The following is a 26246-nucleotide window of genomic DNA, read 5'->3' as shown; positions in this document are numbered from 1 at the left end:
CGAGGTCCATCAGCGCGCCTCGACCTCGCCGAGCGTGCGGTACGCCGAGTCGATCGCGGCGACCCGCTGCTCACCCGTGCGCCCGCGGCGCGCCAGGACCGCGTCGGCCAGCGCGGCGACGACCGACGACGCGGCCGCGTAGGAGTCGAACGCGCCGCGCGCCTGCACCGGGCACTCCAGCCACCACGTCGCGTGCGCCGCCAGGGCCTGCGCCGTGGGGTCGGCGAGCAGCACCACGGGCGTCCCGCCGGCGCGCAGCCGCTCCGCGAGCGCCCGCACCCCCGGTGGCCGGCGGCGGAACGCGACCAGCACGACCGCGTCCTGCGGGGACAGGTCCACGACGTCCTCCGACCACGACTGCCCCGGCTGGGGCAGGAGCGTGACGTGCGGCCGCACCTGCGTGAGCTGCTGGCGCAGGTGCAGCGCGACGGGGTAGCTGCTGCGCAGGCCCACGACGAGGACGCGCGGCGCGTGCGCGAGCAGGTCGGCGACCGCGTCGAGGTGCGCCGCGAGGCCCGTGACGGCCGCGCGCACGGCCGCGGCCTCGGTGGCCGCGTGGGCGTCGAGGTCCGGCGCGTCGCCGAGCGCGACCGGCACCCCGTGCTGACGCAGCCCGCGCACGTGGTCCCGGACCTGGGTGAAGTCCTCGAAGCCGAGGTCGCGGAACAGCCGGCTCATGGTCGCCTTCGACACCCCGGCGAGGGCCGCCAGCTCGGCCGCGGTGTACGTCGCGAGGTCGCCGAAGTGCTCGAGCAGCGCGTCGGCCCCCCGGCGCTCCTGCGGGGGCAGCTCCGCGTAGCGCACGGCCACGCGCTCGTCGAGGCGCAGGCCGTGCACGTCCGCGAGCCCGGGGACCGGCGGTGCCACGCCCACGGGAGCCGTCGTCGTCACGCCGGGACCCCGACCGGTGACCCCGGCGCCCCGCCGCCACGTCCGGTGCGCGCGTCCGCCGCGACGGCGCGCACGGCCGTCGTGAACGCGTCGAGCCCGGCCGCGACGTCGACCTCGCGGACCGCCTCGGCGGGGTGGTGGCTGATGCCGTCGTGGCAGCGGACGAACAGCATGCCGACGTCGGTGACCGCGGACACCGCCATGCCGTCGTGCCCCGCGCGGCTCCACAGGTCCATCGGGTCGGTGTCACCCGTGGCGACGATTCCGGCGCGCAGCGCGGCGCGCAGCCGGCCGGCGCAGGGTGTCGCGGGCGCCTCGTAGAGGTCGGTGACGTGCACGCCCAGGCCGCGGGCGGTGCACAGGGCCTCGATGCCGGTCAGCAGCGTGGTGCGCATGGCGTCGCGCTCGTCGTCGCCGACCGCCCGCAGGTCGACCGAGAACACCGCCCGCCCGGGGATCACGTTGACGGCCCCCGGCTCGACCTCGAGCTGCCCGACGGTCGCGATCGCGCCCGAGTCCCGGACCGTGCGCTCGACCAGGACGATCGCCTCGGCCGCGCCGACGAGCGCGTCGCGCCGCCGCGGGTAGGGCGTCCCGCCCGCGTGCCGCGCCTCGCCGACGACCTCGACCAGGAACCGCCGTGCCCCCGCGATCGACGTCACGACGCCCAGCGAGCGGTCCGCCTCCTCGAGCAGGGGCCCCTGCTCGATGTGCGCCTCCAGGTAGCCGACCAGCGTGTCGGGCGCGCGCGCGGCGGTGGCGATCAGCGCCGGGTCGAGGCCGAAGTCGCGGGCCGCCTGCGCGAGCGTCGTTCCGCCCGCGTCCCGCAGGTCCCACCAGGCCGGGTCCCACGTGCCGGCGAGCGCGCGCGAGCCCAGCAGCGCGGTGCCGAAGCGGGCGCCCTCCTCGTCGCTGAACGCGACGACCTCGAGCGCGCACGGCCACGTCGCGACCTCGTCGCCCAGCCGCTCGACGACGGCCAGCGCCATGAGGACGCCCAGCATGCCGTCGTACCGCCCGGCGTCGGGGACCGTGTCGAGGTGCGACCCCAGCAGCAGGGCCGGCAGGCCGGGCTCGCGGCCCTCGACGCGTCCGCACAGGTTGCCGGCCTGGTCGCGCCACGTCCGCAGACCGGCCGCCGTCATCCAGCCCTCGACGAGCCGGTGCGCGGCGGCCAGCGCGGGCGTCAGGTGCGCGCGGTCCAGGTGCTCGGGGTGGTCGCTGCACGCCGCGAGCGCGTCGCAGCGGGCCAGGACCTCGCGCGCCGTCGTCACGCGGCCCACGCCTCCTGCGCGGCGCTCACGCCACCACCGGTCGCCACCGCCGCGCCGTGCCGGCGCAGCACGTGCTCGAGGGCCGCCAGGGTCGTCAGGACGGCGTCCTTGCGCGCGTTCCAGCCCATCGTGCCGATGCGCCAGACGCGTCCGTGCAGCGGGCCGAACGACGTGCCGATCTCGATCGCGAAGTCGTCGAGCATCGCCTCGCGGACCGCGTCGGCGACCACGCCGTCGGGCACCCGCACCGCGACCACGTTGTGCATGCGGTGCGCCGGGTCGCCGAACACCTCCAGGCCCAGCCCCCGCACGCCCGCGAGCATCGCCGCGCCGGCCCGCCGGTGACGCTCGACGGTCGCGTCCAGCCCGTCCTCGAGCACGATGCGTGCGCACTCGTGCGCCGCGTAGAGCATCGACGTGGCCTCGGTGTGGTGGTTGAGCCGGCGCGGACCCCAGTAGTCGAGGAGCTGCGCGAGGTCCAGGTAGTTGGAGCCGATGACGGTGCCGCGCGGCTCGTCGTCGTCGGTCCGCAGGCCCTCCTCGACGTGCCGACGCGCCTGCACCGCGTCGCGCGCGCGGTCGGACAGCGTGGTGGGTGCGCTGCCCGACGGCCCGCCGAGGCACTTCTGCAGCCCGGCCGTGACGACGTCGAGGCGCCAGTCGTCGGTGCGCACGTCGTTGCCGCCCAGGGACGCGGTCGCGTCGACGTAGAGCAGGGCGTCGTGCTCGGCGCACACGGCGCCGATGTCGGCGAGCGGCTGACGCATCGTCGTCGAGGTGTCGCCGTGGACGACGGCGACCAGCCGGGGCCGGTGCGTGCGCACGGCGTCGGCGACGCGCTGCGGGTCGACGACCTGCCCCCACGGGACCTCGACCGTCTCGACACGGGCGCCGGCGCGGCGCGCGATCTCGACCAGCAGGTGCCCGAACCGCCCGAACACCGGCACCAGCACGCGGTCGCCCGGCTCGACGAGCGACACGACCGCCGCCTCGATCGCGGCACGCGCGGTGCCGTCGACGAGCAGCGTCGCGTCGTTGGCCGTGCGGAACACCTGGCGGTACAGGTCCTGCGTCGCGTTCATGTACCCCGTCATCACCGGGTCGAACTGCCCGACCAGCGGTGCCGACATCGCCCGCAGCACGCGCGGGTCGGCGCTGATCGGACCCGGTCCCATGAGCAGGCGGTGCGGGGGGTGCAGCGTCATGTGCGGCACGTTACGAAACGACCGTTTCACCGAGGTTTCCGTCAGGTGCGCGCGGGGTCACGTCCGGGCGAGCAGGCGTCCCGTGCCGGCCGTGACGGCGCCGTCGCGCGCCACGACCCGTCCCCGCAGCACCGTCGCGGTGACCGACGCCGAGAGCTCGACGCCGTCGTACGCACTGATCGGGTTGCGGTGCGCGAGGGTCCGCGCGTCGACGTGCAGCGGCACCCGGGGGTCGAGCACGAGGACGTCCGCGTCGGCGCCCGGCGTCAGCCGGCCCTTGTGGGTCAGGCCGACGAGGTCCGCGGTGGACGTCGACATCCAGCGGCTGACCTGCGCGATGTCGATGCCGCGGGCCAGGGCCCCGTGCGCGACGGCCTGGAAGCCCACCTGGAGGCCCGCGACCCCGCCCCACGCCTGCTGCAGGTCGCCGTCGCCGCGCAGCTTCTCGGCCGCGGTCGCGGGGGAGTGGTCCGTGACGACGACGTCGACGACGCCCGACCGCAGGCCGTCCCACAGGGCCTCACGGTTGCCCGCGTCGCGGATCGGCGGGCAGCACTTGTGCGCGGGTGACGCGTCGGGGATCGCATCGGCGTCGAACGTCAGGTAGTGCGGGCACGTCTCGACCGTCACGGGCAGGCCCTCCGCGCGCGCGTCGGCCAGCAGGTCGAGCGCGCGGGCGCTCGACAGGTGCAGGACGTGCACGCGGCAGCCCGTCGCGCGGGCACCGGCGACGACGCGCGCGATCGCCGCGGTCTCGGCCTCGTGCGGGCGCGACGCCACGAAGTCGCGGTACGCGCCGCCCGGGCGCACGGGGGCGGCGTCGAGGACCGCCGGGTCCTCGGCGTGCACGACGACCAGACCGTCGAACGCCGCGACCGTGCGCAGCGCCGCCTCGAAGCCCGCGGGCCCCAGCGGCGGGAACTCGTCGACGCCCGACGGCGACAGGAAGCACTTGAAGCCCATGACGCCCGCGTCCCACAACGGACGCAGGTCGTCGAGGTTGCCCGGCACGGCGCCGCCCCACAGCGCCACGTCCACCGAGAGCTGCCCCGTCGCGGCGCGGCGCTTGGCCGCCAGGCCGTGCGTCGTCGTCGTGGGCGGGATGCTGTTGAGCGGCATGTCGACCAGCGTCGTGACGCCGCCGAGGGCCGCCGCGCGCGTCGCCGACGCGAAGCCCTCCCACGCCGTGCGGCCCGGCTCGTTGACGTGCACGTGGGTGTCGACGACCCCGGGCAGGACGTACGCGTGGTCCGGGGCGGTCAGGACCGGGCCCTCCACCGGGTCGTCGTACGCCCCGACGGCCACCACGCGACCGTCGACGACGTGCAGGGTCGCGGGGCGCAGAGCGCCGTCGACGAGCACCTGCCGGCCGCGGACGGCCGCGAGGAGGTCGCCGGGGACCGGGCCCGGCAGCGTGCTCGGCAGCGTGCTCGGCGGGTCGTGCGGGACCGTCGTGGTCATCGTCGTCCCCTCAGACGAAACCGGGCACGGACGCCCAGACGTGCGGCACGGGGGCGTCGCCCTCGCGGTGCAGGGCCGCCTCGATCAGGCCGTACGGGCGGTCGGCGGCATGGAACACCTCGTTCGGGTTGTCGAGCCCGAACGGCTCGAGGTCGACGAGCAGGTGGTGCTTGTTGGGGCACGACAGCCGCACCTCCGCGACGTCGGCGCACGACTCCAGCACGGCCCGGCCCATCTCGTAGATCGTGTGCTGCAGCGCGAGGGAGTGGACCTGCGCGAACGTCGCCAGCAGCAGGTCGCGCACGACCGGGTAGCGCGCCTCGAAGTCGACGTCCGGGTCCGCCCACCGCCACCACGCCGTCACGGACGTCGCCAGCACGCGGTCCTTGGTCTCCGGGAGCGTCGTGTAGGCGTCGCGCGGGAACCCCCAGAACTCCGAGCCGGTGGACTTCAGGACGGTCGCGCCCGTGAAGCCCGAGAGCACGTGCACGTCGTCGCGGTCGACGTGCACGACGGTGCGGCGCGTCTCGCGTCCCGTGCGGACGAACGCGTGGTCGTGCGCCTGCCCGTCGACGGCGATGCGGTCCCACGCGTGCACGTCGGCCACGAACCGTCCGCCCGTGACCTGCTCGAACCCGTCGACGAAGTGGCGGGCCAGCCGCAGCAGGAAGCGCTCGGGCGACCCGACGCCGTGCTGCCGCGCGAACGCGTACACCGTGTTCTTCTGCGTGTCGGTCGCGACGACGTGCGCGTTGTCGCCCGCCGTGTGGCAGGCCGCGAAGTCCCCGCGCAGCTGCGTGGTCACCGTGAGGTCCTCGATCTCGTGCACCGGGGTGTCCCGCGTGACCCGCACGAGCCGCACCTCGGCCTTCCCGTACTGGTTGGTGCCCAGGACGACGTCTCCCACGGCCATGTCAGCTCCCTCGGTACGTGGTGTAGGCGAACGGGCTCAGCAGCAGGGCCAGGTGGTAGTGCGGCTGCGCACCGTCGACGAGGACCTCGAGGTGGACCGCGGCGTGCACGGTCGCGACCCCGGCGGCGGCGAACCACGCACCGGTCGCGAACCGCAGGCCGTAGGTGCCGGTCGCGAGCGTGGTCGACCAGCGCAGGCGGCCGTCGGCGTCGGTGCGGCCGGCCTCCAGGACCGCGCCGTCCGCGGCCAGCAGCGTGACGTCGAGCCCGACGGCGGGCCTGCCGGCGACCGCGTCGAGGACGTGCGTCGAGCAGGTCGTCATGCGACGTGCCCCGGTGCGGGGGCGGCGGTCGGGGTTGCCGCGGGCTCCGCCGCGTGGGGAGGCGCGGTGACGAGGCCCGCGAGCCGCAGGGCGGCGATCTCGCGGAGCTGCTGCGCGGTGACCTCGGCCTCGGTCGCGTCGTCGTGCGTCAGCCGCTGCTCCAGGAGGGCCAGGATCTCGGCGCTGCTGCGACCCGCGGCGCGGACCAGGAACACGCGCCCGAACCGGCGTTCGTAGCGCGCGTTGCCGGCGGCGAGGCGCGCGGCGAGGTCCGCGTCCGTCGCGTCGACACCGGCCTGCTCGCGCGCCGACATCGCCGCCGTGGCACCGGCGCGCCGGTGGCCCTCGCCGATGCGCGGGTGGTCGGCGAGCGCCTGCGCGACGTCCCGCGGCCCCCACGCCAGGGCCTGCACCTCGGCGTGCGCGTGCAGGTCCGCCACCGACGCGTACGGCCGCGCGGCCACGACCGCCGCCGCCCACCACGGCACGTCGGCGCAGGTCCGCACCAGCGCGAGCGCGTCGGCCTCCGGCAGCGCGTCGAACTCCTCCAGCAGCATGGACGTGTCCTCTCACCCGCGGCCGACCGTAGGCGGGTGATGTGTCACCGAGGGAAACGGCTGTTTCAGCCGCGTGAATACCGGCCGGGGGCCCGCGGTTCAGGCTCCGGCCGTGAGGTGACGCGCGAGCGTCAGGAGCGCCCGGTCCCGCCCGGGGGCGGCCACCAGGCAGACCCCGACGGGTGGCGCCGCGCGGGTGCCCACCGCCGGGAACCCGGCCGGGTCATGCGGGGGCCCGTCGGGGCGTCGGGGGTCGAGCGGCATGGGCAGGGTGACGGCCGGGAGGCCCCCGAGCCCGGCGATGCAGGTCAGCCGCAGGGTCGCCGTGCGCACCGCGTCGAGGGCGCGTGGGTCGGGGCGTGGGGCCACGGACGACGTGGCGGGCAGGACGAGCACGTCGTCCCCGACGAGCTCGACCAGTCGGTCGCGGATCGACTCGCGCCGCACGGCCGCGGCAGCACCCGCGTCGTCGTCGATGCCCGCCGCGGCGGCGAACCGGCCGGCCACGTCGGCGCCCAGCGCGCCCGGGTGCGCGCGGACCCACGCGCCGTGCGCACGCCACGCCTCCCAGCCCTGCCGGACGCGGAACACCTCGGCCCAGTCCGCGAGGTCGACGTCGTCCCACCGGTCCGTGCTCGTGGCACCGGCGTGCTCCGCGAAGGCCGCGACGCGCGCCGCGACGTCCGCGTCCGCGTGGGCGAGCAGCGCCCGGCTGACGACGAGCCGCGGCGACCCCGCAGGCTGCGCCGGGTCGGGCGGCAGCAGGACGTCGCCCACGGCCGCGAGCAGGTCCGCGTCCCGCGTCAGCCAGCCCACGGTGTCGAACGTGGGCGCGAGCGGGACCAGGCCCGTCGTGGCGACCGCGCCGTGCGTCGTGCGGATCCCGTGGAGCCCCTGGTAGGACGCGGGCACGCGGACCGAGCCGCCCGTGTCGGTCCCGAGGCCGACGTCGGCCTGCCCCAGCGCGACCGCGGCGGCCGACCCCGACGAGGACCCGCCCGGCACCCGACCGGGGGCCCGCGGGTTCGGCGCCGTGCCGCTGTGGGCGTTGGTGCCGGCGAGGGAGTACGCGAGCTCGTCGGTCCGGGCGACCCCGCGCACGTCGGCACCCGCCGCGAGCAGCCGGTCGACCGCGGCGGCGTGCCGGGTCTCGACGGACGCACCCGCGAGCCACGTCGGGTTGCCGGCGCCGACACGCTGACCGGCCACGGCGAACATGTCCTTGACGGCGACGGTCCGCCGCGCGAGGGACCCGGCGGTGGCCCCGACGACCAGGGGGCCACCGAGGACGCGCCAGACGCGTGCGTCGAACGCCGGCGCGGGGGCGTGCACGTGCGCGGCGGCGACGACCCAGCCGGCGGCCCCGCGCTCCCAGAGCTGCGTCTGCTGCCCCCGCCCGCCGCCGAGCGGCTCGGTGACGGCGAGCACCAGCGCGTGGTCGTCGTCGAGCGTGCGCACGTGCACCTCGACGAGTCGGCGCGCGGGGGCGCCGCCACGTGCACCCCGGAACGCGGCGATCTCGTCGTGCCCGACCAGGAGACCCGTCGCGTCGCCGCGCAGGGTGTCCGGCCCGGGCGCGAAGAGGCGGTCGAGGGCGTCGAGGTCGTCCGCCGCCAGCGCCGTCTCGTAGGCGCGCAGCGCCGCGAGCAGGCCCGGTGGCGGGTCCGTCCTCATGTGCGGGGGGCGACGTCGGGGTTCCGGCCCGGCGTCGCGTGCGGGAGGGCGGCGGCCAGCAGGGGGCCGGGGCGGGGGTCGAGCAGCATGGGCGGGACTGTAGGGGTCCCGGGTGACGGCCGTGTTGCGTCGTGCACAGGTGCGGCGGCGACGGCGCGTGCGGCGGTCCCTCGACGGCGTCGAGCCGACCCCAGGTCCCGCCGGCCCACGGTGCGTCCCCAGATCCGTCCGCGCCCCCGCACCGCGGCGGGCCTGCGGTGGAGGCTCGCTCGGTGCGCGAACCCACGCACCGACGACGACGGACGGAGACCCGGGTGCAGCGGGGACGCAGAGCGGTGGTGGTCGGGGTCGTGGGGGCCGCGGGCGGCGTGGGCGCCTCGACGCTCGCGGCGCTCGTCGCGCGCCGGCTGTCGCGCACGACCTCGACCGCCCTGGTCGACCTGGACCGTGGTGCCGGTGGCCTGGACGTCGTGGTCGGCATCGAGGAGGTCGACGGTGCGCGGTGGCCCGACCTGCACGGTGCAGGGGGCGACGTGCGCGGCTCGGACGTCGTCGCGCTGCTGCCGCGCTGGGGCGCGTGCGCCGTGCTGTCGGCGGACCGCACGCGCCCGACCGCGGTCGAGCCCGGTGTGCGTCTCGACGTGCTGCACGCGCTGGCCTGCGAGGTCGGTGCGCTCGTGCTGGACCTCGACCGCGGGACGGTCGTCGACGGGGACGCGCCCCTGGCGGCGTGCGACGCGGTGGTCGTCGCGGCACGGGCCGACCTGCGCTGCGTCGCGGGTGCGCTCGCGCTGCGGCCGCGGCTCGACGAGGCGGCGACCAGGCGGGGCCTGGTGGTCAGGACCGGTGCTGCGGCGGCCCTCGGCCCGGGCGACGTCGCGGCCGCGAGCGGCCTGGACGTCTGGCACGTGGCACGGCACGACCGCGCGCTCGCCGCCCGTGCGGAACGCGTCGGGCCGGGTGGGCGCGGTCCCGCCGCCCGGTCCGCGGACGCCGTCGTGCGGCGCCTCGGGATCGCGACGTGAGGGCGGCCGCCGGCCAGGCGTCGGAGCCGCCCGGTGCGCGGGGCAGTGCCGCACCCGCGCGCCGTGCGGCCCCGGCCGCCGTGGTCGCGCACGTGCGGGAGGCGATGCGCACGCACCCGACCGGCACCGCCGGGCTCCCCGCTCTCGTGGACGCTGCGCTGCGCGCCCACGGCACCCTGCTCGGTCCGGTGCCGCTCGCCGAGACGGTGCGGTCCGTCGCCGACGAGCTCCTCGGCGCCGGGGCGCTGCAGCCGTGGCTCGACGACCCGGCGGTCACGGACGTCCTCGTCAACGGGCCACGGGACGTCTGGGTCGAGCGGGCCGGAGCCCTCGTGCGGGTCGACGTCGACCTCGGCACGCCCGCCGACGTCCGGACGCTCGCGGTGCGGCTGGCCGCCGCCGCGGGACGACGGCTGGACGACGCCGCCCCCACCGTCGACGCGCGCCTGCCCGACGGCACGCGTCTGCACGCGGTGCTGCCACCGCTGGCCGAGACGTGCACCGTGCTGAGCCTGCGGGTCGTGCGGCCTCGGGCGTTCACGCTCGCGGAGCTGGTGACCGCGGGCGCCCTCGTACCGGTGCTCGTGCCCGTGCTGCAGGGGCTGGTCGCGTGCCGGGCCAACGTCCTCGTCTCCGGCGCGACGGGCGCGGGCAAGACCACGCTGCTGGCCGCGCTGCTCTCCCAGGTGCCGCACGACGAGCGCGTCGTCCTGGTCGAGGAGGCCGGCGAGCTCGTCGCGGACCACCCGCACGTCGTCCGCCTGACGAGCCGCCCGCCGAACGTCGACGGTGCGGGCGGGGTCGACCTGGCCGACCTGGTGCGCCAGGCCCTGCGCATGCGGCCCGACCGGATCGTCCTCGGGGAGTGCCGCGGCGCCGAGGTCCGCGAGGTCCTCGCCGCGCTGAACACCGGCCACGAGGGCGGGTGCGCCACGCTGCACGCCAACACCGCGGCCGACGTGCCGGCCCGCCTCGAGGCGCTCGCCGCGCTCGCGGGACTCGACCGTGCCGCCGTCGCCGCGCAGGCGGCCAGCGCCGTCGACGCCGTGCTGCACGTCCGGCGGGTCCGGCGCGGTCGCGACGCCGGCCGGCGGTACCTCGCGGAGATCGGCGTCGTCGGACGCGCCGACGACGGGAGCCTGCGCGTGACGACCGCGGTCGAGGTCGGGGAGGACGGGCGGGTGCGGTCCGGCCCCGGGTGGGCCCGGCTCGCAGCACGCACCGAGGTCGAGGTGTGAGGCGGCGAGGTCGGTGCGCTCGGTCCCAGGGCGCACCGTGAGCGTGGTCGTCGGCGCTCTCGTGGCACTCGCCGTCGTCGCGCTCGCGGGACCGGGAGCACGGCGGGGGCGGCCGGGGGCTCCGGGTGCTCCTGGCCGGGGCGTCCTGTCCGCCCCGGGGCGGCCCGTGGGCCACGCGGGGTCGAGCCGGCCGCGCGGACCGGGACCGCGGCGTCGCACGCTCGCGACGCGCACCGGGCAGAGCGACCTCGCCGGCGTGCTGCACGCCGTCGCCGCGCAGGTGCGCGCCGGTGTCCCCCCGGGCGCGGCGTGGGCCGCGGTGCTCGGTTCACCCGTCGACCGGCAGGTCCCCGAGGTGGACGTCGTGGTCGCGGCCGTCGGTGGGACGCGCGAGCAGCGGGCCCGGGTCCGTGCGGTCGTCGCCGGGGCGCACGTCGCCGCCGAGACGGGTGCGCCCCTCGCCGACGTGCTCGAGCACCTCGCCGACGCCGCCGCGGCCGACGCCGAGCAGGCGGGCGAGCTCGCGGCCGCGCTGGCGGGTCCGCGCGCCACGGCGCGCGTCCTCACGTCGCTCCCGGTCCTCGGGCTGCTCGTCGGTAGTGCCATGGGGGCCCGGCCGTGGGAGGTGCTCACGGACGGTGGCCTCGGGAGCGTCCTGGGCGCAGTGGGCGTCGCGCTGGTCGTCGCCGGACGCGCCTGGGTCGACGCGCTGCTACGACGGGCAGGTGCGCCGTGAGCCCCGTGGCGGCGGGGCTCGTCGTGGCGGCGTGCGTCCTCGTCGCGGTGCTCCCGTGGGCCGAGGTGCGGCGCAGTGCGGGGTCGAGGCGCAGTGCGGGCGTACCGGCGGGTACCGGGAGGCGGGCCGGGTGGGTCGGGTGGGTCGGGTGGGTCGGGTGGGTCGGTGCCACGGTCGGACTCCGTCCCGGCCGCTCGGGTGCACCGTCGGCCCCGCTCGACCCGGCTTTCGTCCTGGACCTGTGCGCCGCGGCCGTGCGCGGCGGCGCGCCCGTGCCGACGGCTCTCGTGGTCACGGGCAGGCACCTCGGTGAGGAGGAGGGGGACGCGCTCGTGCGCGCCGGGACCGCGCTGGGTCTCGGTGCACCCTGGGACGCTGCCTGGGCCGGTGCCCCGCCGTCGGTCGCGGCACTCGCGCGGGCCCTGCGCGTCGGCCGGGACGCGGGAGCCTCTCCGGCACCGCAGCTGCGTGCGGCGGCCGCCGGGCTGCGGCGCGAACGCCGAGCGCGCGTCCGTGCCGCCGCCGGCGCGCTCGGGGTGCGGCTGACGCTGCCGCTCGGTCTGTGCTTCCTCCCGGCCTTCGTGCTGCTCGGTCTGGTGCCGGTCGTCCTGGGGCTCGCCGGGGACCTCCGGGGAGCGGGGCCGTGACCGCTCCGGGGCCGCGCGGGTGGATGCCGCTCGGTGCCGAGCCGCCCACAGCCACCGGCGCGGGGCGCCCGGTCCACGGATCGCGGCGCGCGGCCCCACGGCGCGACCCGGTCGCCCGAGGCTCGTCCCGGGCGCCACGAGGGTGCCCGGCCCGCACGAGCGGACCAGGTCGACGGACGAAGGAGCACACCGATGGGACACGGGACGAGGACCGCAGCCGCGCGTGCGGCGTGGCGGCGGACGGCACGGCGAGCGGCATCCGTGCCGGGGCGGCTGCGCGGCGCGCGGGAGCACCTGGACGACGCGGGGATGGCGACGGCGGAGTACGCGATCGCGACCCTGGCGGCCGTGGGGTTCGCCGGGGTGCTGGTGGTGGTGCTCAAGGGGAACGAGGTGAAGGGCCTGCTCAGCGGCATCGTGCGGCAGGCGCTCGGCGGATGACCGGGCGGCGCCGCGACGCCCGGGTGGTCACCCGGACCGGCCGGACCACCGCGACCGGCCCGGGCGTGCGGGAGTCCTGGGACTCGCGTGCCTCCCGGGACGCTCGGGGCTCGCAGGTCTCCGGCGCCGGCCCGCACGACCGCTCCGATCGCGGCGCCGTCACCGCTGAGCTCGCCGTCGGCATGGTCGCGGTGGCGGCGGTGCTGGCCGCCGTGCTGGCGACCGGCGCCGCGACCCTGACCCGGCTCACCTGCGTCGACGCGGCTCGCACGGGCGCACGGGTCGCCGCGCTGGGGGAGCCGGACGGCGAGGTCGTCGCAGCCGCACGGCACGTCCTCGGCGCGCGTGGCGGTGACGTGCGCGTCGCCCGCGACGACCGCTGGGTCACGGTCACGGTGAGCGCGCCGTTCACCGCGTGGCCCGTGGCCGGTGCCCGTGCCAGGGCCTCGGCCACGAGCTGGGCCGAGCCGTGAGGTCGCCGACCGACCGGCCCGCGGAGCCCTCGCGATCACGTGCCGACGGGGACGGCCGTCTCGCGTCGGGGGCGCCCGGCCCGGGGCGGGACGCGGGGTCCGGTGCCGTGCTCGTGCTCGCGGTGGTGACGGTCGCGCTGTCGCTCGTGCTCGCCGCGGGGCTCGTCGGGTCCGCGCACGTCACGGCGGCGACGGCGGCCGCTGCCGCGGACCTCGCCGCGCTCGCGGCCGCCCAGCACGCCGCGGACGGTGGCACCGACCCCTGCGCGCAGGCGACCGTGGCGGCCCGCCGCAACGGTGCGCTGCTGACCTCGTGCACACCGGGGCCGACGGGTGACGTGACGGTCCGGGTCCGGGTGACCTCCGGCATCGGCGACGCCCGCGACATCGCCCGCGCCGGCCGCCCGCCCGCCCGCCCCCTCCCGTGAGATGTCGATCCGGTTCGACCGGCGACTGGATTGCTCTCTCGGCGGGGAGGGGGTGGGTCACCCCCCCTCGGTGAGATGTCGATCCAGTTCGGCCGGTGACGGATTGCACTCTCGGCGGGGAGGGGGTGCCACCCCCCCCCCCGCGGTGAGATGTCGATCCGGTTCGGCCGGTGACTGGATTGCTCTCTCGACGAGAGGGGGGGTGGGGGTCAGGGGGTGGCGTGGGTGAGGACCGTGGTGAGGAGGCGCAGCGCGCCGGCCTTGTCGAGGGGCTCGTTGGCGTTGCCGCACTTGGGGGACTGCACGCACGCGGGGCACCCCGTGGCGCACGGGCACGCGGCGATCGCGTCGCGCGTCGCGGTGAGCCACACCGGGCCGAGCTCGAAGCCGCGCTGGGCGAAGCCGGCACCACCCGGGTGCCCGTCGTGCACGAACACCGTCGCGTGGCCGGTGTCCGGGTGGACGAGCGTCGAGAGCCCGCCCAGGTCCCAGCGGTCGCACGTCGCGAGCAGCGGCAGCAGGCCGATCGACGCGTGCTCCGCGGCGTGCAGGGCGCCGGGCGCGACCTCGAGGGTCACGCCGGCCTCCGCCAGGACCTCGGGCGGCGCCGTCCACCAGACCGCGCTCGTCCGCAGCGTGCGGGCCGGCAGGTCGAGCTCGTGCGTCGAGAGCACCTGCAGGTCCGGGATGCGGCGGCGCTGGTAGCCGACCACCTGCGTCGTGACGTCCACCTGCCCGTAGCTCCAGGTCAGCGGACCCCAGTCGACCTGACGCTCGACGTCGACGACCGTCGTCGAGGTGACCCACCGCGCCCACGTGCCGTGGTCGACGTCGCGGCGCGTGGCCAGCGCGGCGCCGTCCTCCAGGTGCAGCTCGTCCACCACGTACGTCGCGCCCAGGTGCACGTAGACGGCACCCGGGTGGACGGTCGCGTCGGCCGACGCGGCGTCGACCGTGCCCAGCAGCCGCCCGGTGGCGGTCTCGACGACGCGGACCGGCTCGCCCCCGGCGCCGCGCAGGTCCGTCATGCGGCTCGCCGGCTCCGCGTGCGTCCAGTACCAGCCGGACGCGCGCCGGCGCAGGATGCCGCGCTCGGTGAGCTCGGTGAGCAGCTCGAGCGCCCGCGGGCCGAACAGGTCGAGCTCCTCGGCCCGCAGCGGACGCTCGGCTGCCGCCGCGCACAGGTGCGGTGCCAGGACGTACGGGTTGCCGGGATCGAACACGGTCGCCTCGACGGGTGCGTCGAGCGCCGCCTCGGGATGGTGGACGAGGTAGGTGTCGAGGGGGTCCTCGCGCGCCACCAGCACGACCAGACCGTCCGCACCCGCCCGGCCCGCGCGCCCGGCCTGCTGCCACAGCGACACCCGCGTCCCCGGCCACCCCGCGATGAGCACCGCGTCCAGGCCGGAGATGTCGACGCCCAGCTCGAGCGCGTTCGTCGTGGCCAGCGCGCGCAGGTGGCCGTCGCGGATGGCCCGCTCGAGCGCACGGCGCTCCTCGGGGAGGTAGCCGCCGCGGTACGACGACACCAGGGAGGGCAGCGTCGGGTCGACGGCCGCGAGGTGGTCGCGCGTCGCGGCGGCGACGGACTCCGCCCCCCGCCGGGACCGCGTGAACGCCAGCACGCGCGCACCCGCCGCGACGAGGTCGGCGAGCAGGTCCGCGACCTCGGCGGTGGCCGTGCGGCGCGGGCGGTCGGGCGGGACCGCGACGAGGCGCTCGCCCGTCCCCACGGGCCCCGAGCCCTCCGGGGCAGACGTCGACCCGTCACCCGGTCCGGGGACGCCTGCCGTGCCGGGCTCACCTCTCCCGGCGGTCCCACCCCCGCGGGCACTACCGCCCTCGTCCGGCCCCTCGGGTCCCTCGGGGTCCTGCGCCGACCCGTCACCCGCGGGCACGCTGATGACCGTCGACCACCGGTCCTCGGCGGGCAGCAGCGCGGCCCACGGGGTGTCGCCGCCGGGCAGCTCGGGCGGCTGCCACAGCACGACGGTCTTGCGTCCGGCCGGCGAGGTGTCGTCGGTCACCGCGTGCACGTCGGCGGGGGTCACGCCCAGCAGGCGCGCGGCGCTCGCGGCCGGGTCCGACGTCGTCGCCGACGCCAGGACGACCACGGGCTCGGCTCCGTAGGCCGCAGCGAGGCGCCGCAGCCGCCGCAGGACCAGCGCGACGTGCGCACCGAACAGGCCGCGGAACGCGTGGCACTCGTCGACGACCACGTACGCCAGCGACGACAGCAGCCGGGACCACGTGCCGTGCGCGGGCAGCAGCGCGAAGTGCAGGAAGTCGGGGTTGGTCAGGACGACGTCGGCGTGCTCGCGGACCCACCGCCGCTCGTCGCGCGACGTGTCGCCGTCGCACGTGGCCACCCGCACGTCCCGCGTGCCTGCCGCGACCAGCAGCCGTTCGAGGCCCGCCAGCTGGTCGGCCGCGAGCGCCTTGGTCGGGCTCAGGTACAGCACCGTGGGTCGACGAGCCACCGACTCGATGCGTCCGGGGTCCAGGAGCGTGCCCGCGGCACCGCGACGGACCGCGGAGAGCGCCGGCAGCCAGAACGCGAGCGACTTGCCCGAGCCGGTCGACGTCGCCAGAACCGTGTGCCGGCCCGACCAGGCCGCGTCGGCCGCGTCCACCTGGTGCGCCCAGGGGCGGTCGACGCCCATCGAGCGGTACCCGCGCACGAGGTCGGCGTCCGCCCATGCCGGCCAGTCCGCACGGACGCCGTCACGCGCGGGCAGCTCGCGCACGTGGGTCGCCCGGTCGGCGCGCCGCCCACCGGCGAGCAGCACGTCGAGCAGCACGCCGGGATCCACCACCCGATCCTCCCACCGCCGCGCCCGTCACTCGCCCCGCCCGCATCCCGCGCAGGCCCGGCGGTGCGCGTGGCGCGTGTGGTCGGCCCGCACGTGGGGGAGGATCGGCGCGTGGGCGTCATCGACCTGAACGCGGACCTCGGCGAGGGCGACGGGCCGTGGCGCCTCGAGCCGCCCGCCGACGCCGCGCTGCTCGACCTGGTGTCGAGCGCCAACGTCGCGACGGGCTACCACGGCGGCGACGCCGCGACGATGGCGCTGACGTGCGCGGGGGCGGTGGCGCGCGGCGTCGCGATCGGCGCCCACCCGTCGTACGACGACCGCGACGGCTTCGGCCGTCGGCGGTTCGACGTCGCGCCGGCCGTGCTGCGCGCGCAGGTGGCCTACCAGGTGGGCGCGCTGCTCGCGGTCGCGACGTCGGTCGGTGCGCGCGTGACGCACGTCAAGCCGCACGGTGCCCTGTACAACGCGGTCGTGCACGACGAGGACCAGGCGCGGGCCGTCGTCGAGGCGGTGGCCGCGACGGACCCGACGCTCACGCTGCTCGGGTTGCCCGGCTCACGCCTTCTCGCGCTCGCGCGTGCGGCCGGGCTGCGGGTCATGACCGAGGCGTTCCTCGACCGCGGGTACGCGCCGGACGGCACGCTCGTCCCGCGGGGGCGGCCCGGCGCGCTCGTCGTCGACCCCGAGGAGGCCGCGGCCCGCGCCGTGCGCATGGCCGTCGACGGGGTCGTCGTCGCGGTCGACGGGTCGGTCGTCGAGCTGACGCCCGGCTCGCTGTGCGTGCACTCGGACACGCCGGGTGCCGTGGGCATCGCCCGGGCCGTGCGCGCCGCGCTCGCGGCGGCCGCGGTCGACGTCCGGCCGTTCGCCGACGCCCCCCACCCCGGCAGTGGGTCGGGCGGCGGCCTGGCGGGCCCGGTCGCGCGGGACGCCGCAGGCCGGCGCGCGAGGCCCTGACGTGGTCGCCCGGCTGCTCGCGTGCGGCGAGGACGGGGTGCTCGTCGAGGTCGAGGGCCTCGACGAGGTGCGTGCCCTCGACGCCGCGCTGCGGGCGCGTCCCGTCCCCGGCGTCGTGGACGTCGTGCCCGCTGCCCGCACGGTGCTCGTGCGGGGCGACGCGCGGCGACGTCCCACCTGGGCGGCGGGCGTCGGGCGGGCGGCCGCGGCGCTCGACGACCCGTCGGACGGCCCGCACGGCCCGCACGACCCGCACGACCCGGCGGGTGAGCGCGTCGTCGAGGTCCCCGTCGTGTACGACGGGCCGGACCTGCACGACGTCGCCGAAGCGACCGACCTGTCCGTCGAGGAGGTCGTGACCCGGCACCTCGCCGGTGGGCCCGACGGCTACCGGGTGGCGTTCGGCGGCTTCGCACCCGGCTTCGCGTACGTCGTCGGCCTCGACCCGCGGCTGCGGGTGGCGAGGCTCGCGACGCCGCGCACGCGCGTGCCGTCCGGCGCGGTGGCGGTCGCGGGCGAGTTCACCGCGGTCTACCCGGCGCCGTCGCCGGGCGGGTGGCGGCTGCTCGGCACGACCGACGTCGAGATGTTCGACGCCGCGCGCGGGGTCGCACGCGCGGCCCTGCTCGCGCCCGGTGACGTCGTGCGGTTCGTGCGGCGCGCGGCCCCGCCGGTCGTCGCGCTCCTCGACGGCGGACGACGCCCGACGCCCGACGCACCGGGCCTCCCCGCAGGCGCCGTGACCCGCGCGACCCCCGCCACCCCGACGTCCGGCCCCACCCCGACGTCCGGCCCCACCCCGACGTCCGGCCCCACCCCGACGTCCGGCCCCACCCCGGGCGACCGGTCCCTGACCGTCGTCGCGACCGGCCCGCTGACGCTCGTCGAGGACCAGGGTCGCCCGGGTCTGGCGGCCGTCGGCGTGCCGCGGTCGGGTGCCGCCGACCCCGACGCCCTGCGCCGCGCGAACCGCCTGGTCGGCAACCGGGCCGACGCCGCGGGTCTGGAGATCCTGCTGGGCGGCCTGGAGGTGCGGTGCGGTGCGACCACCGCCTTCGCGCTCACGGGTGCCGCGGTGGCGGCCGAGCTCGACGGCGTCCCGGTGCCGCACGCCACGGCGGTCCGCGCCGTCGCGGGGTCCACGCTGCGGCTCGCCGCGCCGCGCGACGGGGTGCGGACGTGGCTCGCGGTGCGCGGCGGGATCGACGTGCCGCACGTGCTCGGCTCGCGGTCGAGGGACGTCCTGTCGGGGCTGGGCCCGGCGGCCCTGAGCGCGGGTGACGTGCTGCCGCTGGGGTGGGCGTTCGACGGGTCGCCGGAGCTGCCGCTGCCCGACGCACCACCGGCCCGAGGCCGCACCGGCGCGGGCCGGGACGGCGACGTGGTGCTGCTCGACGCGTCCGACGGCCCCCGCCTGGACCACCTCGACGCGGCCGGCCGCGCCCGGCTGTGGTCGGCCGTGTGGCAGGTCGCGGCGGCGAGCAACCGCGTCGCCGTGCGTCTGACGGGTGAGGCCCTCACGGGCGCCGTGCGCGCCGAGCTGCCCTCCGAGGGCCTCGTGGCCGGGGCGGTGCAGGTCCCGCACGACGGGCAGCCGGTCCTGTTCGGCGCGGACCACCCGGTGACGGGCGGCTACCCGGTCGTGGCGGTGCTGACGCGTGCCGCGCGCGCCCGGGCCGCGCAGCTGCGACCGGGGGACCGGGCCCGGCTGCGCCGCGTCGAGGTGGACGGCCCGGGAGCCGGGCCGATTCACCCTCCGACCGGGACCTACGTCCCCGCTGGGGCCCTGCCGGATCAGGTCGGGACGCCACATGTGGGCGCGCCGGGCGTGTCGGGGCACAACATGTAGTGCCCGGCGGCGTTCGCTGGTGGTCAACTCAGAGGACCACAGCACCGAAGGAGCGCACGCATGTCGCAGCAGGACCGCACCGGCACCCCGGTCGTCGTCGAGGTCGCGTCGACCGTCGACGAGTACCTCGACCGCAGCGACTGGCGGGTCAACGCCAACGCCAACCAGGGGTACTCGCTGGGCGGGCTGATCCTCAACACGGCCGGCAAGGTCATCGCCAACTACTGGCTGAGCGAGGTGTACCCGGCGGCCGTCGGCGAGGCGCACCGCGACGGGTCGATGCACGTCCACGACCTCGACATGCTCTCGGGCTACTGCGCGGGATGGTCGCTGCGCACGCTGCTGCAGGAGGGGCTCAACGGCGTCCCCGGCAAGGTCGAGGCCCGCCCGCCGAAGCACTTCAGCGCCGCGATCGGCCAGATCGTCAACTTCCTCGGCACCATGCAGAACGAGTGGGCCGGGGCACAGGCGTTCAGCAGCTTCGACACGTTCATGGCGCCGTACGTCCGGCTCGACGACCTCACGTACACCGAGGTGCGCCAGGGCATCCAGGAGCTCATCTACAACCTCAACGTGCCGTCGCGCTGGGGCACGCAGACGCCGTTCACCAACCTCACGTTCGACTGGACCTGCCCCGCGGACCTCGCGGACCAGACGCCGTTCGTCGCGGACGAGCCGTGCGACTTCACCTACGGCGACCTGCAGGTCGAGATGGACATGATCAACCGCGCCTACATGGAGGTCATGACCGAGGGCGACGCGTCCGGCCGGGTCTTCACGTTCCCGATCCCGACGTACAACATCACCAAGGACTTCCCCTGGGAGTCGGAGAACGCCGACCGCCTGTGGACGATGACGGCCAAGTACGGGCTGCCGTACTTCCAGAACTTCATCAACTCCGACATGGAGCCGGGCGACGTGCGGTCCATGTGCTGCCGCCTCCAGCTGGACCTGCGCGAGCTGCTCAAGCGCGGCAACGGGCTCTTCGGCTCCGGCGAGCAGACGGGGTCCATCGGCGTCGTCACGGTCAACTGCGCGCGGCTGGGGTTCCTGCACCCGGGCGACGAAGCGGCCCTCGTCGCCGACCTCGACCGCCTGCTCGACCTCGCGCGCACGTCGCTCGAGCTCAAGCGCGTCACCATCCAGCGCCTCATGGACGAGGGCCTCTTCCCGTACTCCCGGCGGTACCTGGGCTCGCTCGACAGCCACTTCTCGACGATCGGCGTCAACGGGCTCAACGAGATGGTCCGCAACTTCACGGGCGACCTGTACGACATCACCGACGAGCGCGGGCACGCCATGGCGCTGCGCGTCCTGGACCACGTGCGCGAGCGGATGGTCGAGTTCCAGGAGGAGACGGGCAACCTCTACAACCTCGAGGCGACGCCGGCGGAGGGCACCACGTACCGGTTCGCCAAGGAGGACAGGAAGCGCTACCCGACGATCCTGCAGGCCGGGACCTCCGAGCACCCGTACTACACCAACTCCTCGCAGCTGCCGGTCGGCTTCACGGACGACCCGTTCGAGGCGCTCGAGCGCCAGGACGAGCTGCAGACGCGGTACACGGGCGGCACGGTCCTGCACCTGTACATGGCGGAGCGCATCTCGACGCCCGAGGCGTGCCGCGAGCTCGTCAAGCGCGCCCTGAGCACGTTCCGGCTCCCGTACCTGACGGTCACGCCCACGTTCTCGATCTGCCCGGCGCACGGCTACCTGGCCGGCGAGCACGCCACGTGCCCGACGTGCGAGGAGGACGGCGAGGTCACGACGTGCGAGGTGTGGACGCGCGTCATGGGCTACCACCGGCCCGTCAGCTCGTTCAACATCGGCAAGCAGGGTGAGCACGCCGAGCGCGTGCCGTTCCTGGAGGCCGCCGGGGCGCGGGCGTGACGTCCCACGGCACCGGGGGGGGGGGCGGCGTGCGTGCCGCGGCCCGCGGCGTGGCAGGCTTGTCCGCCGGGCCCCGCGACGGGCGGGCCGACGGGGACAGGAGCGGGTGTGCAGGTCTGGACCGACGTGTCGCAGGTGCCGGCGGGGTGGGGGCCGTCCGTCGTGACGCTCGGCAACTTCGACGGTGTCCACCGGGGCCACGTCGCCGTGCTGACGCGCATGGTCGAGGACGCGCGCGCCGCGGGCGCGCACGCCGTGGCGGTGACGTTCACGCCGCACCCGGCGCAGGTGCACCGCCCCGAGGAGGCGCCGCCGCTGCTGCTCGGCGACGCCGACCGGACCGACATGCTCGCGGCGACGGGGCTCGACGCCGTGCTCCTGGTCACCTACACCCTGGACTTCGCCCGGCAGAGCCCGCAGGAGTTCGTCGAGCGGTACCTCGTGGGTGCGCTGCGCGCGCGGACCGTCGTGGTGGGGCGGGACGTGCGGTTCGGCTGGCAGAACTCCGGCGACCTGTCGACCATGCGCGAGCTGGGGGAGAGGTACGGGTTCGAGGTCGAGGTCATCGAGGACGTGCGCCCCGGCGGCGTCCCGGACGACGTGCCGGCGCACCGCCGCTGGTCCTCGACGTGGGTGCGCGAGCTCCTCGCGGTGGGGGACGTGCGGGCCGCGGCCGACGTCCTCGGCCGCTACCACCGGGTGCGCGGCGTCGTCGTGCACGGCGACGCCCGTGGGCGTGACCTCGGGTACCCGACGGCGAACCTGGGGGAGACGACCGGCATGGTGCCGGCCGACGGCGTGTACGCGGGCTGGTTGCGGCGCGGCGAGCGGCGGCCCGACGGCACCTCCGTCGCCGAGCAGGACCGCGTGCTGCCGGCGGCCGTGTCGATCGGCACCAACCCCACCTTCGACGGGCGCGAGCGGCGCGTGGAGGCGTACGTGCTGGACCGGACCGACCTCGAGCTGTACGACGAGGAGGTCGTGGTCGAGCTCGTCGCGCGGCTGCGCCCGACGCTGCGCTTCACGTCCGTCGCCGGGCTGCTCCACCAGATGGCTGTCGACGTGCAGGACGTCCGCAGGGAGCTCGGCGTCGTCACGTCGGGGCCTCCGACGCCCGCGTGACGAGGTGACCGGCGGCACTGGTAGGCTTGTGCACGCCGTACGACCGGCCGCGGACCGAGAGAGCCCGGGTGGACATGCCCCGGCGCACCGCGCAACGAGAACCTGAGGAGCACCGTGCCGCTCGACCTTGCCGTCAAGCAGTCCATCATGACCGAGTACGCCACCCACGAGGGTGACACGGGCTCGCCCGAGGTCCAGATCGCCGTCCTCACGCAGCGCATCAAGGACCTGACCGAGCACCTCAAGGCTCACAAGCACGATCACCACAGCCGCCGTGGGCTGCTCCTGCTCGTCGGGCGCCGTCGCCGGCTGCTCGGCTACCTGCAGAAGGTCGACATCAACCGCTACCGCGCGCTCATCGAGCGCCTCGGCCTGCGTCGCTGACCGACCCGCACCAGCCCGGACCGTGTCGGTCCGGGCTGGTCCTGCGTCGGCCCCGGACCGAGACGGTCCGGGGCGGCACGGGACCGCACGACCCGCACCACCTGCACGACCAGCTCAACCACCGCGCCGACCCCGCTCGTCCGGTCCTCGGTAGTGGCTCCCGGAACCTGTGTCCGGGAACCACGGTCGAAGACCGTCTGGGGGCAGGGCGGCGCCTTCGAGAACAAGGAGGGCACCCGTGGAGGGTCCCGAGATCCAGTTCGCCGAGGCCACGATCGACAACGGTCGCTTCGGCACCCGCACCGTCCGCTTCGAGACCGGCCGGCTGGCCAAGCAGGCCGCCGGCGCTGCCGTCGCGTACCTCGACGACGACACGATGCTCCTGTCGGCCACGACGGCCGGCAAGCACCCGCGCGAGGGCTTCGACTTCTTCCCGCTGACGGTCGACGTCGAGGAGCGGCAGTACGCCGCAGGCAAGATCCCCGGCTCGTTCTTCCGCCGCGAGGGCCGTCCCTCGACCGAGGCGATCCTCGCCTGCCGGCTCATCGACCGCCCGCTGCGCCCCCTGTTCGTCAAGGGCCTGCGCAACGAGGTCCAGGTCGTCGTGACCGTCCTGTCCATCAACCCGGACGACTCCTACGACGTCCTGGCGATCAACGCGGCGTCGATGTCGACCCAGCTCTCGGGCCTGCCGTTCTCCGGCCCGATCGCCGCGACGCGCCTCGCGCTCGTCGACGGCCAGTGGGTCGCCTTCCCGCGCTACTCCGAGCGCGAGCGCTCGACGTTCGACATCGTCGTCGCCGGTCGCGTCGTCGGTGACGACGTCGCCATCGCGATGATCGAGGCGGACGCCCCCGAGGGTGCGTGGAACCTCATCCACGGCGGCGGCGGTACCGCGCCGACCGAGGAGATCGTCACGCAGGGCATCGAGGCGGCCAAGCCGTTCATCCGTGCCCTCGTCGAGGCGCAGCAGCAGCTCGCCGCGTCGAACGCCAAGGAGACCCGGGTCTTCCCGACGTTCCCCGACTACCAGCCCGACGCGCTCGCCGCCGTCGAGCAGGCCGCCACGGCGCGCCTGTCCGAGGCGCTGACGATCGCCGACAAGCAGCAGCGTGAGGCTCGTCTCGACGAGATCAAGGCTGAGGTCCAGGGCGAGCTCGCCGGCCAGTTCGAGGGTCGCGAGAAGGAGATCTCCGGCGCGTACCGGTCCGTGCAGAAGGCGCTCATCCGCCAGCGGATCCTCACCGACGGCTTCCGCATCGACGGCCGCGGCCTGCGCGACATCCGCACGCTCTCGGCCGAGGTCGAGGTGCTGCCCCGCACGCACGGCTCGGCGCTGTTCGAGCGCGGCGAGACGCAGATCCTCGGCGTCACGACGCTGAACATGCTCCGCATGGAGCAGCAGATCGACTCGCTCTCCCCGGAGACGCGCAAGCGGTACATGCACCACTACAACTTCCCGCCGTTCTCCACGGGCGAGACGGGCCGCGTCGGCTCGCCGAAGCGCCGTGAGATCGGCCACGGCGCGCTCGCCGAGCGCGCCATCGTCCCGGTCCTGCCGGCGCGCGAGGACTTCCCCTACGCGATCCGTCAGGTCTCCGAGGCGCTGGGCTCCAACGGCTCGACCTCGATGGGCTCGGTCTGCGCCGCGACGCTGTCGCTGCTCAACGCCGGTGTCCCGCTGCGCGCCCCCGTCGCGGGCATCGCGATGGGCCTCGTGTCCGACACGGTCGACGGTGAGACCCGCTACGCGGCCCTCACCGACATCCTCGGGGCCGAGGACGCCTTCGGCGACATGGACTTCAAGGTCGCCGGCACGCGGGAGTTCGTCACCGCGATCCAGCTCGACACCAAGCTCGACGGCATCCCGGCGTCGGTCCTGGCCGGTGCGCTGACGCAGGCGAAGGAGGCTCGCCTGGCGATCCTCGACGTCATCGCCGAGGCCATCGACGTCCCGGACGAGATGAGCCCGTTCGCACCGCGCGTCATCTCGGTGAAGGTGCCGGTCGACAAGATCGGCGAGGTCATCGGCCCGAAGGGCAAGATGATCAACCAGATCCAGGAGGAGACCGGCGCCGACATCTCCATCGAGGACGACGGCACGGTCTACATCGGCGCCACCGACGGACCGTCGGCGGAGGCCGCGCGGGCCGCGATCAACGCGATCGCGAACCCGCACATGCCCGAGATCGGCGAGCGCTTCGTCGGCACCGTGGTGAAGACGACGACGTTCGGCGCGTTCATCTCGCTCTCGCCGGGCAAGGACGGGCTGCTGCACATCTCGCAGATCCGCAAGCTCGTCGGCGGCAAGCGCGTCGAGAACGTCGAGGACGTCCTGGCGATCGGCCAGAAGGTCCAGGTCGAGATCGGTGAGATCGACCCGCGCGGCAAGCTGTCGCTGCACGCGGTGCTCGACGAGGCGCAGACCGAGGGCGAGCAGGCCGCCGAGCCGGCGACCACCGACGCCTGACGTGCCGCAGATCCTCCCGCTCGTCGCACCCGGCTCACCGGGTGCGGACCTCGTCGTCGGGCAGGACGGTGGTGCCGCCGTGCGGCGCACCGTCCTGCCCGGGGGCGTCCGGGTCCTGACCGAGCACATGCCCGGCCTGCGCTCCGCCACCGTCGGGGCGTGGGTCGGCGTGGGCTCGCGGGACGAGACGTCGGGCCACTTCGGCTCGACGCACTTCCTCGAGCACCTGCTGTTCAAGGGCACCGCGCGGCGCTCGGCGATGGACATCGCGGAGGCCTTCGACGCCGTGGGCGGCGAGGCGAACGCCGCGACCGGCAAGGAGCACACCTGCTACTACGCGCGGGTGCTCGACACCGACGTGCCCATGGCCGTCGACGTCATCGCCGACATGGTGACGTCGGCGCGGCTCGACGCCGACGAGCTCGAGACCGAGCGCGGCGTCATCCTCGAAGAGCTCGCGATGAACGACGACGACCCGTCGGACGTCGCGCACGAGCAGTTCGCGACCGCCGTGTTCGGCGACACCCCGCTGGGGCGTCCGATCGGCGGCACTCCGCACGCGATCCGGTCCGTGCCCCGCGACGCGGTGTGGGAGCACTACCGGCAGCACTACCGCCCGGAGACGCTCGTCGTCACCGCGGCGGGCGGCGTCGACCACGACGCGCTGTGCGCCCAGGTGGCGGCCGCGCTCGCGGACGGCGGCTGGGAGCTCCCGGCGGCTGCCGCGCCCGCGTCGCGTCGCGCGGCCGGCGCCCCCGGCGGCACGGCCCAGGGCGTCGAGCTCACCGTCCGGCGGCCCACCGAGCAGGCCAACGTCATCATCGGCGGCACCTGCCTGAACGCCACCGACGAGCGCCGCTTCGTGCTCTCGGTCCTCAACGCCGCCCTCGGCGGCGGCATGTCCTCGCGCCTCTTCCAGGAGATCCGCGAGAAGCGCGGCCTGGCGTACTCGACGTACTCGTTCGCGAGCGGGCACGCCGAGACCGGGATGTTCGGCCTCTACGCGGGGTGCACGCCGGCCAAGGTGGACGAGGTCACGGCGCTGATGGTGGTCGAGCTCGAGCGCATGGCGCAGGACCCGATGGGCGAGGCGGAGCTCGCCCGCAGCATCGGTCAGCTGTGCGGTGGCCTGGTGCTCGGCATGGAGGACACCGGCTCGCGCATGAGCCGGCTCGGCAAGGCCGAGCTCGTGCACGGTGAGCTGCTCGACATCGACGAGTCGCTCGCGCGGATCCGCGCGGTGACCGCGCGCGAGGTCCAGGACCTCGCCGGGGACCTCGCGGCCGCGCCGCGCAGCGTCGTGCGCGTCGGACCCTTCGGGGACTGACGCTCCGGTGCCGCCGGGGGCCCCCGCGGGGGCCCGCCGGGAGGCCCGCGCGGGCGGCGGCGCCGCCCGCGCGCCAGCGTGCGAGCAGCGTGCCGAGCTGCCAGCCGAGGTCCTCGGCCGAGCGCTCCGGGGCGGGCGCTGCGGCG

General features: G+C 76.2%; 23 protein-coding genes. 14 read left to right on the top strand and 9 right to left on the bottom strand.

Annotation, left to right across the window (positions count from 1 at the left end; translation table 11 throughout):
• Positions 1 to 9: 9 nt before the first annotated feature.
• The 8 genes from H9657_RS15795 to H9657_RS15760 all read right to left on the bottom strand — a co-directional run bounded on the left by H9657_RS15795 (position 10) and on the right by H9657_RS15760 (position 8297).
• Positions 10 to 891: a MurR/RpiR family transcriptional regulator gene (locus H9657_RS15795; RefSeq protein WP_318241545.1), complete on the bottom strand. Its 882-nt coding sequence runs from the start codon at positions 889 to 891 to the stop codon at positions 10 to 12.
• Positions 888 to 2165 (bottom strand): allantoate amidohydrolase, encoded by a 1278-nt coding sequence (locus H9657_RS15790; RefSeq protein WP_191784384.1) that lies wholly within the window; start codon positions 2163 to 2165, stop codon positions 888 to 890. The genes H9657_RS15795 and H9657_RS15790 overlap by 4 nt, the downstream gene beginning before the upstream one ends.
• A complete protein-coding gene (locus H9657_RS15785) occupies positions 2162 to 3370 on the bottom strand; it encodes a pyridoxal-phosphate-dependent aminotransferase family protein (protein ID WP_225215452.1) in 1209 nt (402 codons plus the stop codon). The genes H9657_RS15790 and H9657_RS15785 overlap by 4 nt, the downstream gene beginning before the upstream one ends.
• A 57-nt stretch (positions 3371 to 3427) precedes the next feature.
• Entirely contained in the window at positions 3428 to 4831 is a 1404-nt protein-coding gene (gene allB, locus H9657_RS15780) for an allantoinase AllB (RefSeq protein WP_191784383.1), read from the bottom strand.
• A gap of 10 nt (positions 4832 to 4841) precedes the next feature.
• On the bottom strand, positions 4842 to 5744 hold the full coding sequence (gene pucL / locus H9657_RS15775; RefSeq protein ID WP_191784382.1) for a factor-independent urate hydroxylase: 903 nt from the start codon (positions 5742 to 5744) through the stop codon (positions 4842 to 4844).
• 1 nt (position 5745) lies between these two features.
• The gene (gene uraH, locus H9657_RS15770; RefSeq protein ID WP_191784381.1) at positions 5746 to 6066 is read right to left on the bottom strand and encodes a hydroxyisourate hydrolase; all 321 of its coding nucleotides are present in this window, start codon (positions 6064 to 6066) and stop codon (positions 5746 to 5748) included.
• Positions 6063 to 6623, bottom strand: coding sequence for a 2-oxo-4-hydroxy-4-carboxy-5-ureidoimidazoline decarboxylase (gene uraD / locus H9657_RS15765; protein WP_191784380.1), 561 nt, complete (start codon positions 6621 to 6623; stop codon positions 6063 to 6065). Before uraD ends, uraH begins: the two co-directional genes overlap by 4 nt.
• 99 nt (positions 6624 to 6722) lie before the next feature.
• Positions 6723 to 8297: an AtzH-like domain-containing protein gene (locus H9657_RS15760; protein WP_191784379.1), complete on the bottom strand. Its 1575-nt coding sequence runs from the start codon at positions 8295 to 8297 to the stop codon at positions 6723 to 6725.
• Between the two features lie 314 nt (positions 8298 to 8611).
• On the opposite strand from H9657_RS15760, the gene H9657_RS15755 reads away from it, so the two are divergent.
• The 7 genes from H9657_RS15755 (at position 8612) to H9657_RS15725 (ending at position 13285) form a co-directional block, all read left to right on the top strand.
• Positions 8612 to 9322, top strand: coding sequence for a pilus assembly protein FlpE (locus H9657_RS15755; protein WP_225215451.1), 711 nt, complete (start codon positions 8612 to 8614; stop codon positions 9320 to 9322).
• Positions 9319 to 10560, top strand: a complete 1242-nt coding sequence (locus tag H9657_RS15750; protein ID WP_191784378.1) for a TadA family conjugal transfer-associated ATPase — start codon at positions 9319 to 9321, stop codon at positions 10558 to 10560. Before H9657_RS15755 ends, H9657_RS15750 begins: the two co-directional genes overlap by 4 nt.
• A gap of 37 nt (positions 10561 to 10597) precedes the next feature.
• A complete protein-coding gene (locus H9657_RS15745; RefSeq protein ID WP_318241544.1) occupies positions 10598 to 11296 on the top strand; it encodes a type II secretion system F family protein in 699 nt (232 codons plus the stop codon).
• Positions 11293 to 11943, top strand: coding sequence for a type II secretion system F family protein (locus H9657_RS19745; protein WP_191784377.1), 651 nt, complete (start codon positions 11293 to 11295; stop codon positions 11941 to 11943). Before H9657_RS15745 ends, H9657_RS19745 begins: the two co-directional genes overlap by 4 nt.
• Before the next feature lie 192 nt (positions 11944 to 12135).
• Positions 12136 to 12384 (top strand): DUF4244 domain-containing protein, encoded by a 249-nt coding sequence (locus tag H9657_RS15735; RefSeq protein WP_191784376.1) that lies wholly within the window; start codon positions 12136 to 12138, stop codon positions 12382 to 12384.
• On the top strand, positions 12381 to 12857 hold the full coding sequence (locus tag H9657_RS15730) for a TadE family type IV pilus minor pilin (protein WP_191784375.1): 477 nt from the start codon (positions 12381 to 12383) through the stop codon (positions 12855 to 12857). Before H9657_RS15735 ends, H9657_RS15730 begins: the two co-directional genes overlap by 4 nt.
• A complete protein-coding gene (locus H9657_RS15725; protein ID WP_191784374.1) occupies positions 12854 to 13285 on the top strand; it encodes an Rv3654c family TadE-like protein in 432 nt (143 codons plus the stop codon). The genes H9657_RS15730 and H9657_RS15725 overlap by 4 nt, the downstream gene beginning before the upstream one ends.
• A 209-nt stretch (positions 13286 to 13494) precedes the next feature.
• Here H9657_RS15725 and H9657_RS15720 read toward each other — a convergent pair whose 3' ends face one another.
• Entirely contained in the window at positions 13495 to 16098 is a 2604-nt protein-coding gene (locus H9657_RS15720; protein WP_191784373.1) for a DEAD/DEAH box helicase, read from the bottom strand.
• A gap of 111 nt (positions 16099 to 16209) precedes the next feature.
• Between H9657_RS15720 and pxpA the strand changes: the two genes are divergently transcribed.
• The 7 genes from pxpA to H9657_RS15685 all read left to right on the top strand — a co-directional run bounded on the left by pxpA (position 16210) and on the right by H9657_RS15685 (position 26100).
• A complete protein-coding gene (gene pxpA / locus H9657_RS15715) occupies positions 16210 to 17058 on the top strand; it encodes a 5-oxoprolinase subunit PxpA (protein WP_191784372.1) in 849 nt (282 codons plus the stop codon).
• 1 nt (position 17059) lies between these two features.
• Positions 17060 to 18907, top strand: coding sequence for a 5-oxoprolinase subunit B/C family protein (locus H9657_RS15710; protein WP_191784371.1), 1848 nt, complete (start codon positions 17060 to 17062; stop codon positions 18905 to 18907).
• A gap of 60 nt (positions 18908 to 18967) precedes the next feature.
• The gene (locus H9657_RS15705; RefSeq protein ID WP_191784370.1) at positions 18968 to 20797 is read left to right on the top strand and encodes a ribonucleoside triphosphate reductase; all 1830 of its coding nucleotides are present in this window, start codon (positions 18968 to 18970) and stop codon (positions 20795 to 20797) included.
• A 108-nt stretch (positions 20798 to 20905) separates the two neighbouring features.
• Positions 20906 to 21919, top strand: a complete 1014-nt coding sequence (locus H9657_RS15700; RefSeq protein ID WP_191784369.1) for a bifunctional riboflavin kinase/FAD synthetase — start codon at positions 20906 to 20908, stop codon at positions 21917 to 21919.
• 114 nt (positions 21920 to 22033) lie between these two features.
• Complete coding sequence (rpsO, locus tag H9657_RS15695; RefSeq protein ID WP_191784368.1) at positions 22034 to 22303, top strand: 30S ribosomal protein S15; 270 nt, start codon at positions 22034 to 22036, stop codon at positions 22301 to 22303.
• Positions 22304 to 22541: 238 nt separating this feature from the next.
• A complete protein-coding gene (locus H9657_RS15690; RefSeq protein ID WP_191784367.1) occupies positions 22542 to 24773 on the top strand; it encodes a polyribonucleotide nucleotidyltransferase in 2232 nt (743 codons plus the stop codon).
• A gap of 1 nt (position 24774) precedes the next feature.
• Entirely contained in the window at positions 24775 to 26100 is a 1326-nt protein-coding gene (locus H9657_RS15685) for a M16 family metallopeptidase (protein ID WP_191784366.1), read from the top strand.
• Positions 26101 to 26246 lie beyond the last annotated feature (146 nt).

Origin of the sequence: Cellulomonas avistercoris, assembly GCF_014836445.1 — a bacterium.
Lineage (GTDB): Bacteria > Actinomycetota > Actinomycetes > Actinomycetales > Cellulomonadaceae > Cellulomonas > Cellulomonas avistercoris.
Note: the sequence above shows the minus strand (reverse complement) of the source record. Positions and strands in the feature narration are given on the sequence as shown.

Bases quoted from the DNA above. Each gene is read 5' to 3' on its own strand.
- H9657_RS15785 (WP_225215452.1), bottom strand. From the start codon at position 3,370: ATGACGCTGCACCCCCCGCACCGCCTGCTCATGGGACCGGGTCCGATC.
- allB (WP_191784383.1), bottom strand. From the start codon at position 4,831: ATGACCACGACGGTCCCGCACGACCCGCCGAGCACGCTGCCGAGCACG.
- pucL (WP_191784382.1), bottom strand. From the start codon at position 5,744: ATGGCCGTGGGAGACGTCGTCCTGGGCACCAACCAGTACGGGAAGGCC.
- uraH (WP_191784381.1), bottom strand. From the start codon at position 6,066: ATGACGACCTGCTCGACGCACGTCCTCGACGCGGTCGCCGGCAGGCCC.
- uraD (WP_191784380.1), bottom strand. From the start codon at position 6,623: ATGCTGCTGGAGGAGTTCGACGCGCTGCCGGAGGCCGACGCGCTCGCG.
- H9657_RS15760 (WP_191784379.1), bottom strand. From the start codon at position 8,297: ATGAGGACGGACCCGCCACCGGGCCTGCTCGCGGCGCTGCGCGCCTAC.
- H9657_RS15735 (WP_191784376.1), top strand. From the start codon at position 12,136: ATGGGACACGGGACGAGGACCGCAGCCGCGCGTGCGGCGTGGCGGCGG.
- H9657_RS15730 (WP_191784375.1), top strand. From the start codon at position 12,381: ATGACCGGGCGGCGCCGCGACGCCCGGGTGGTCACCCGGACCGGCCGG.
- H9657_RS15705 (WP_191784370.1), top strand. From the start codon at position 18,968: ATGTCGCAGCAGGACCGCACCGGCACCCCGGTCGTCGTCGAGGTCGCG.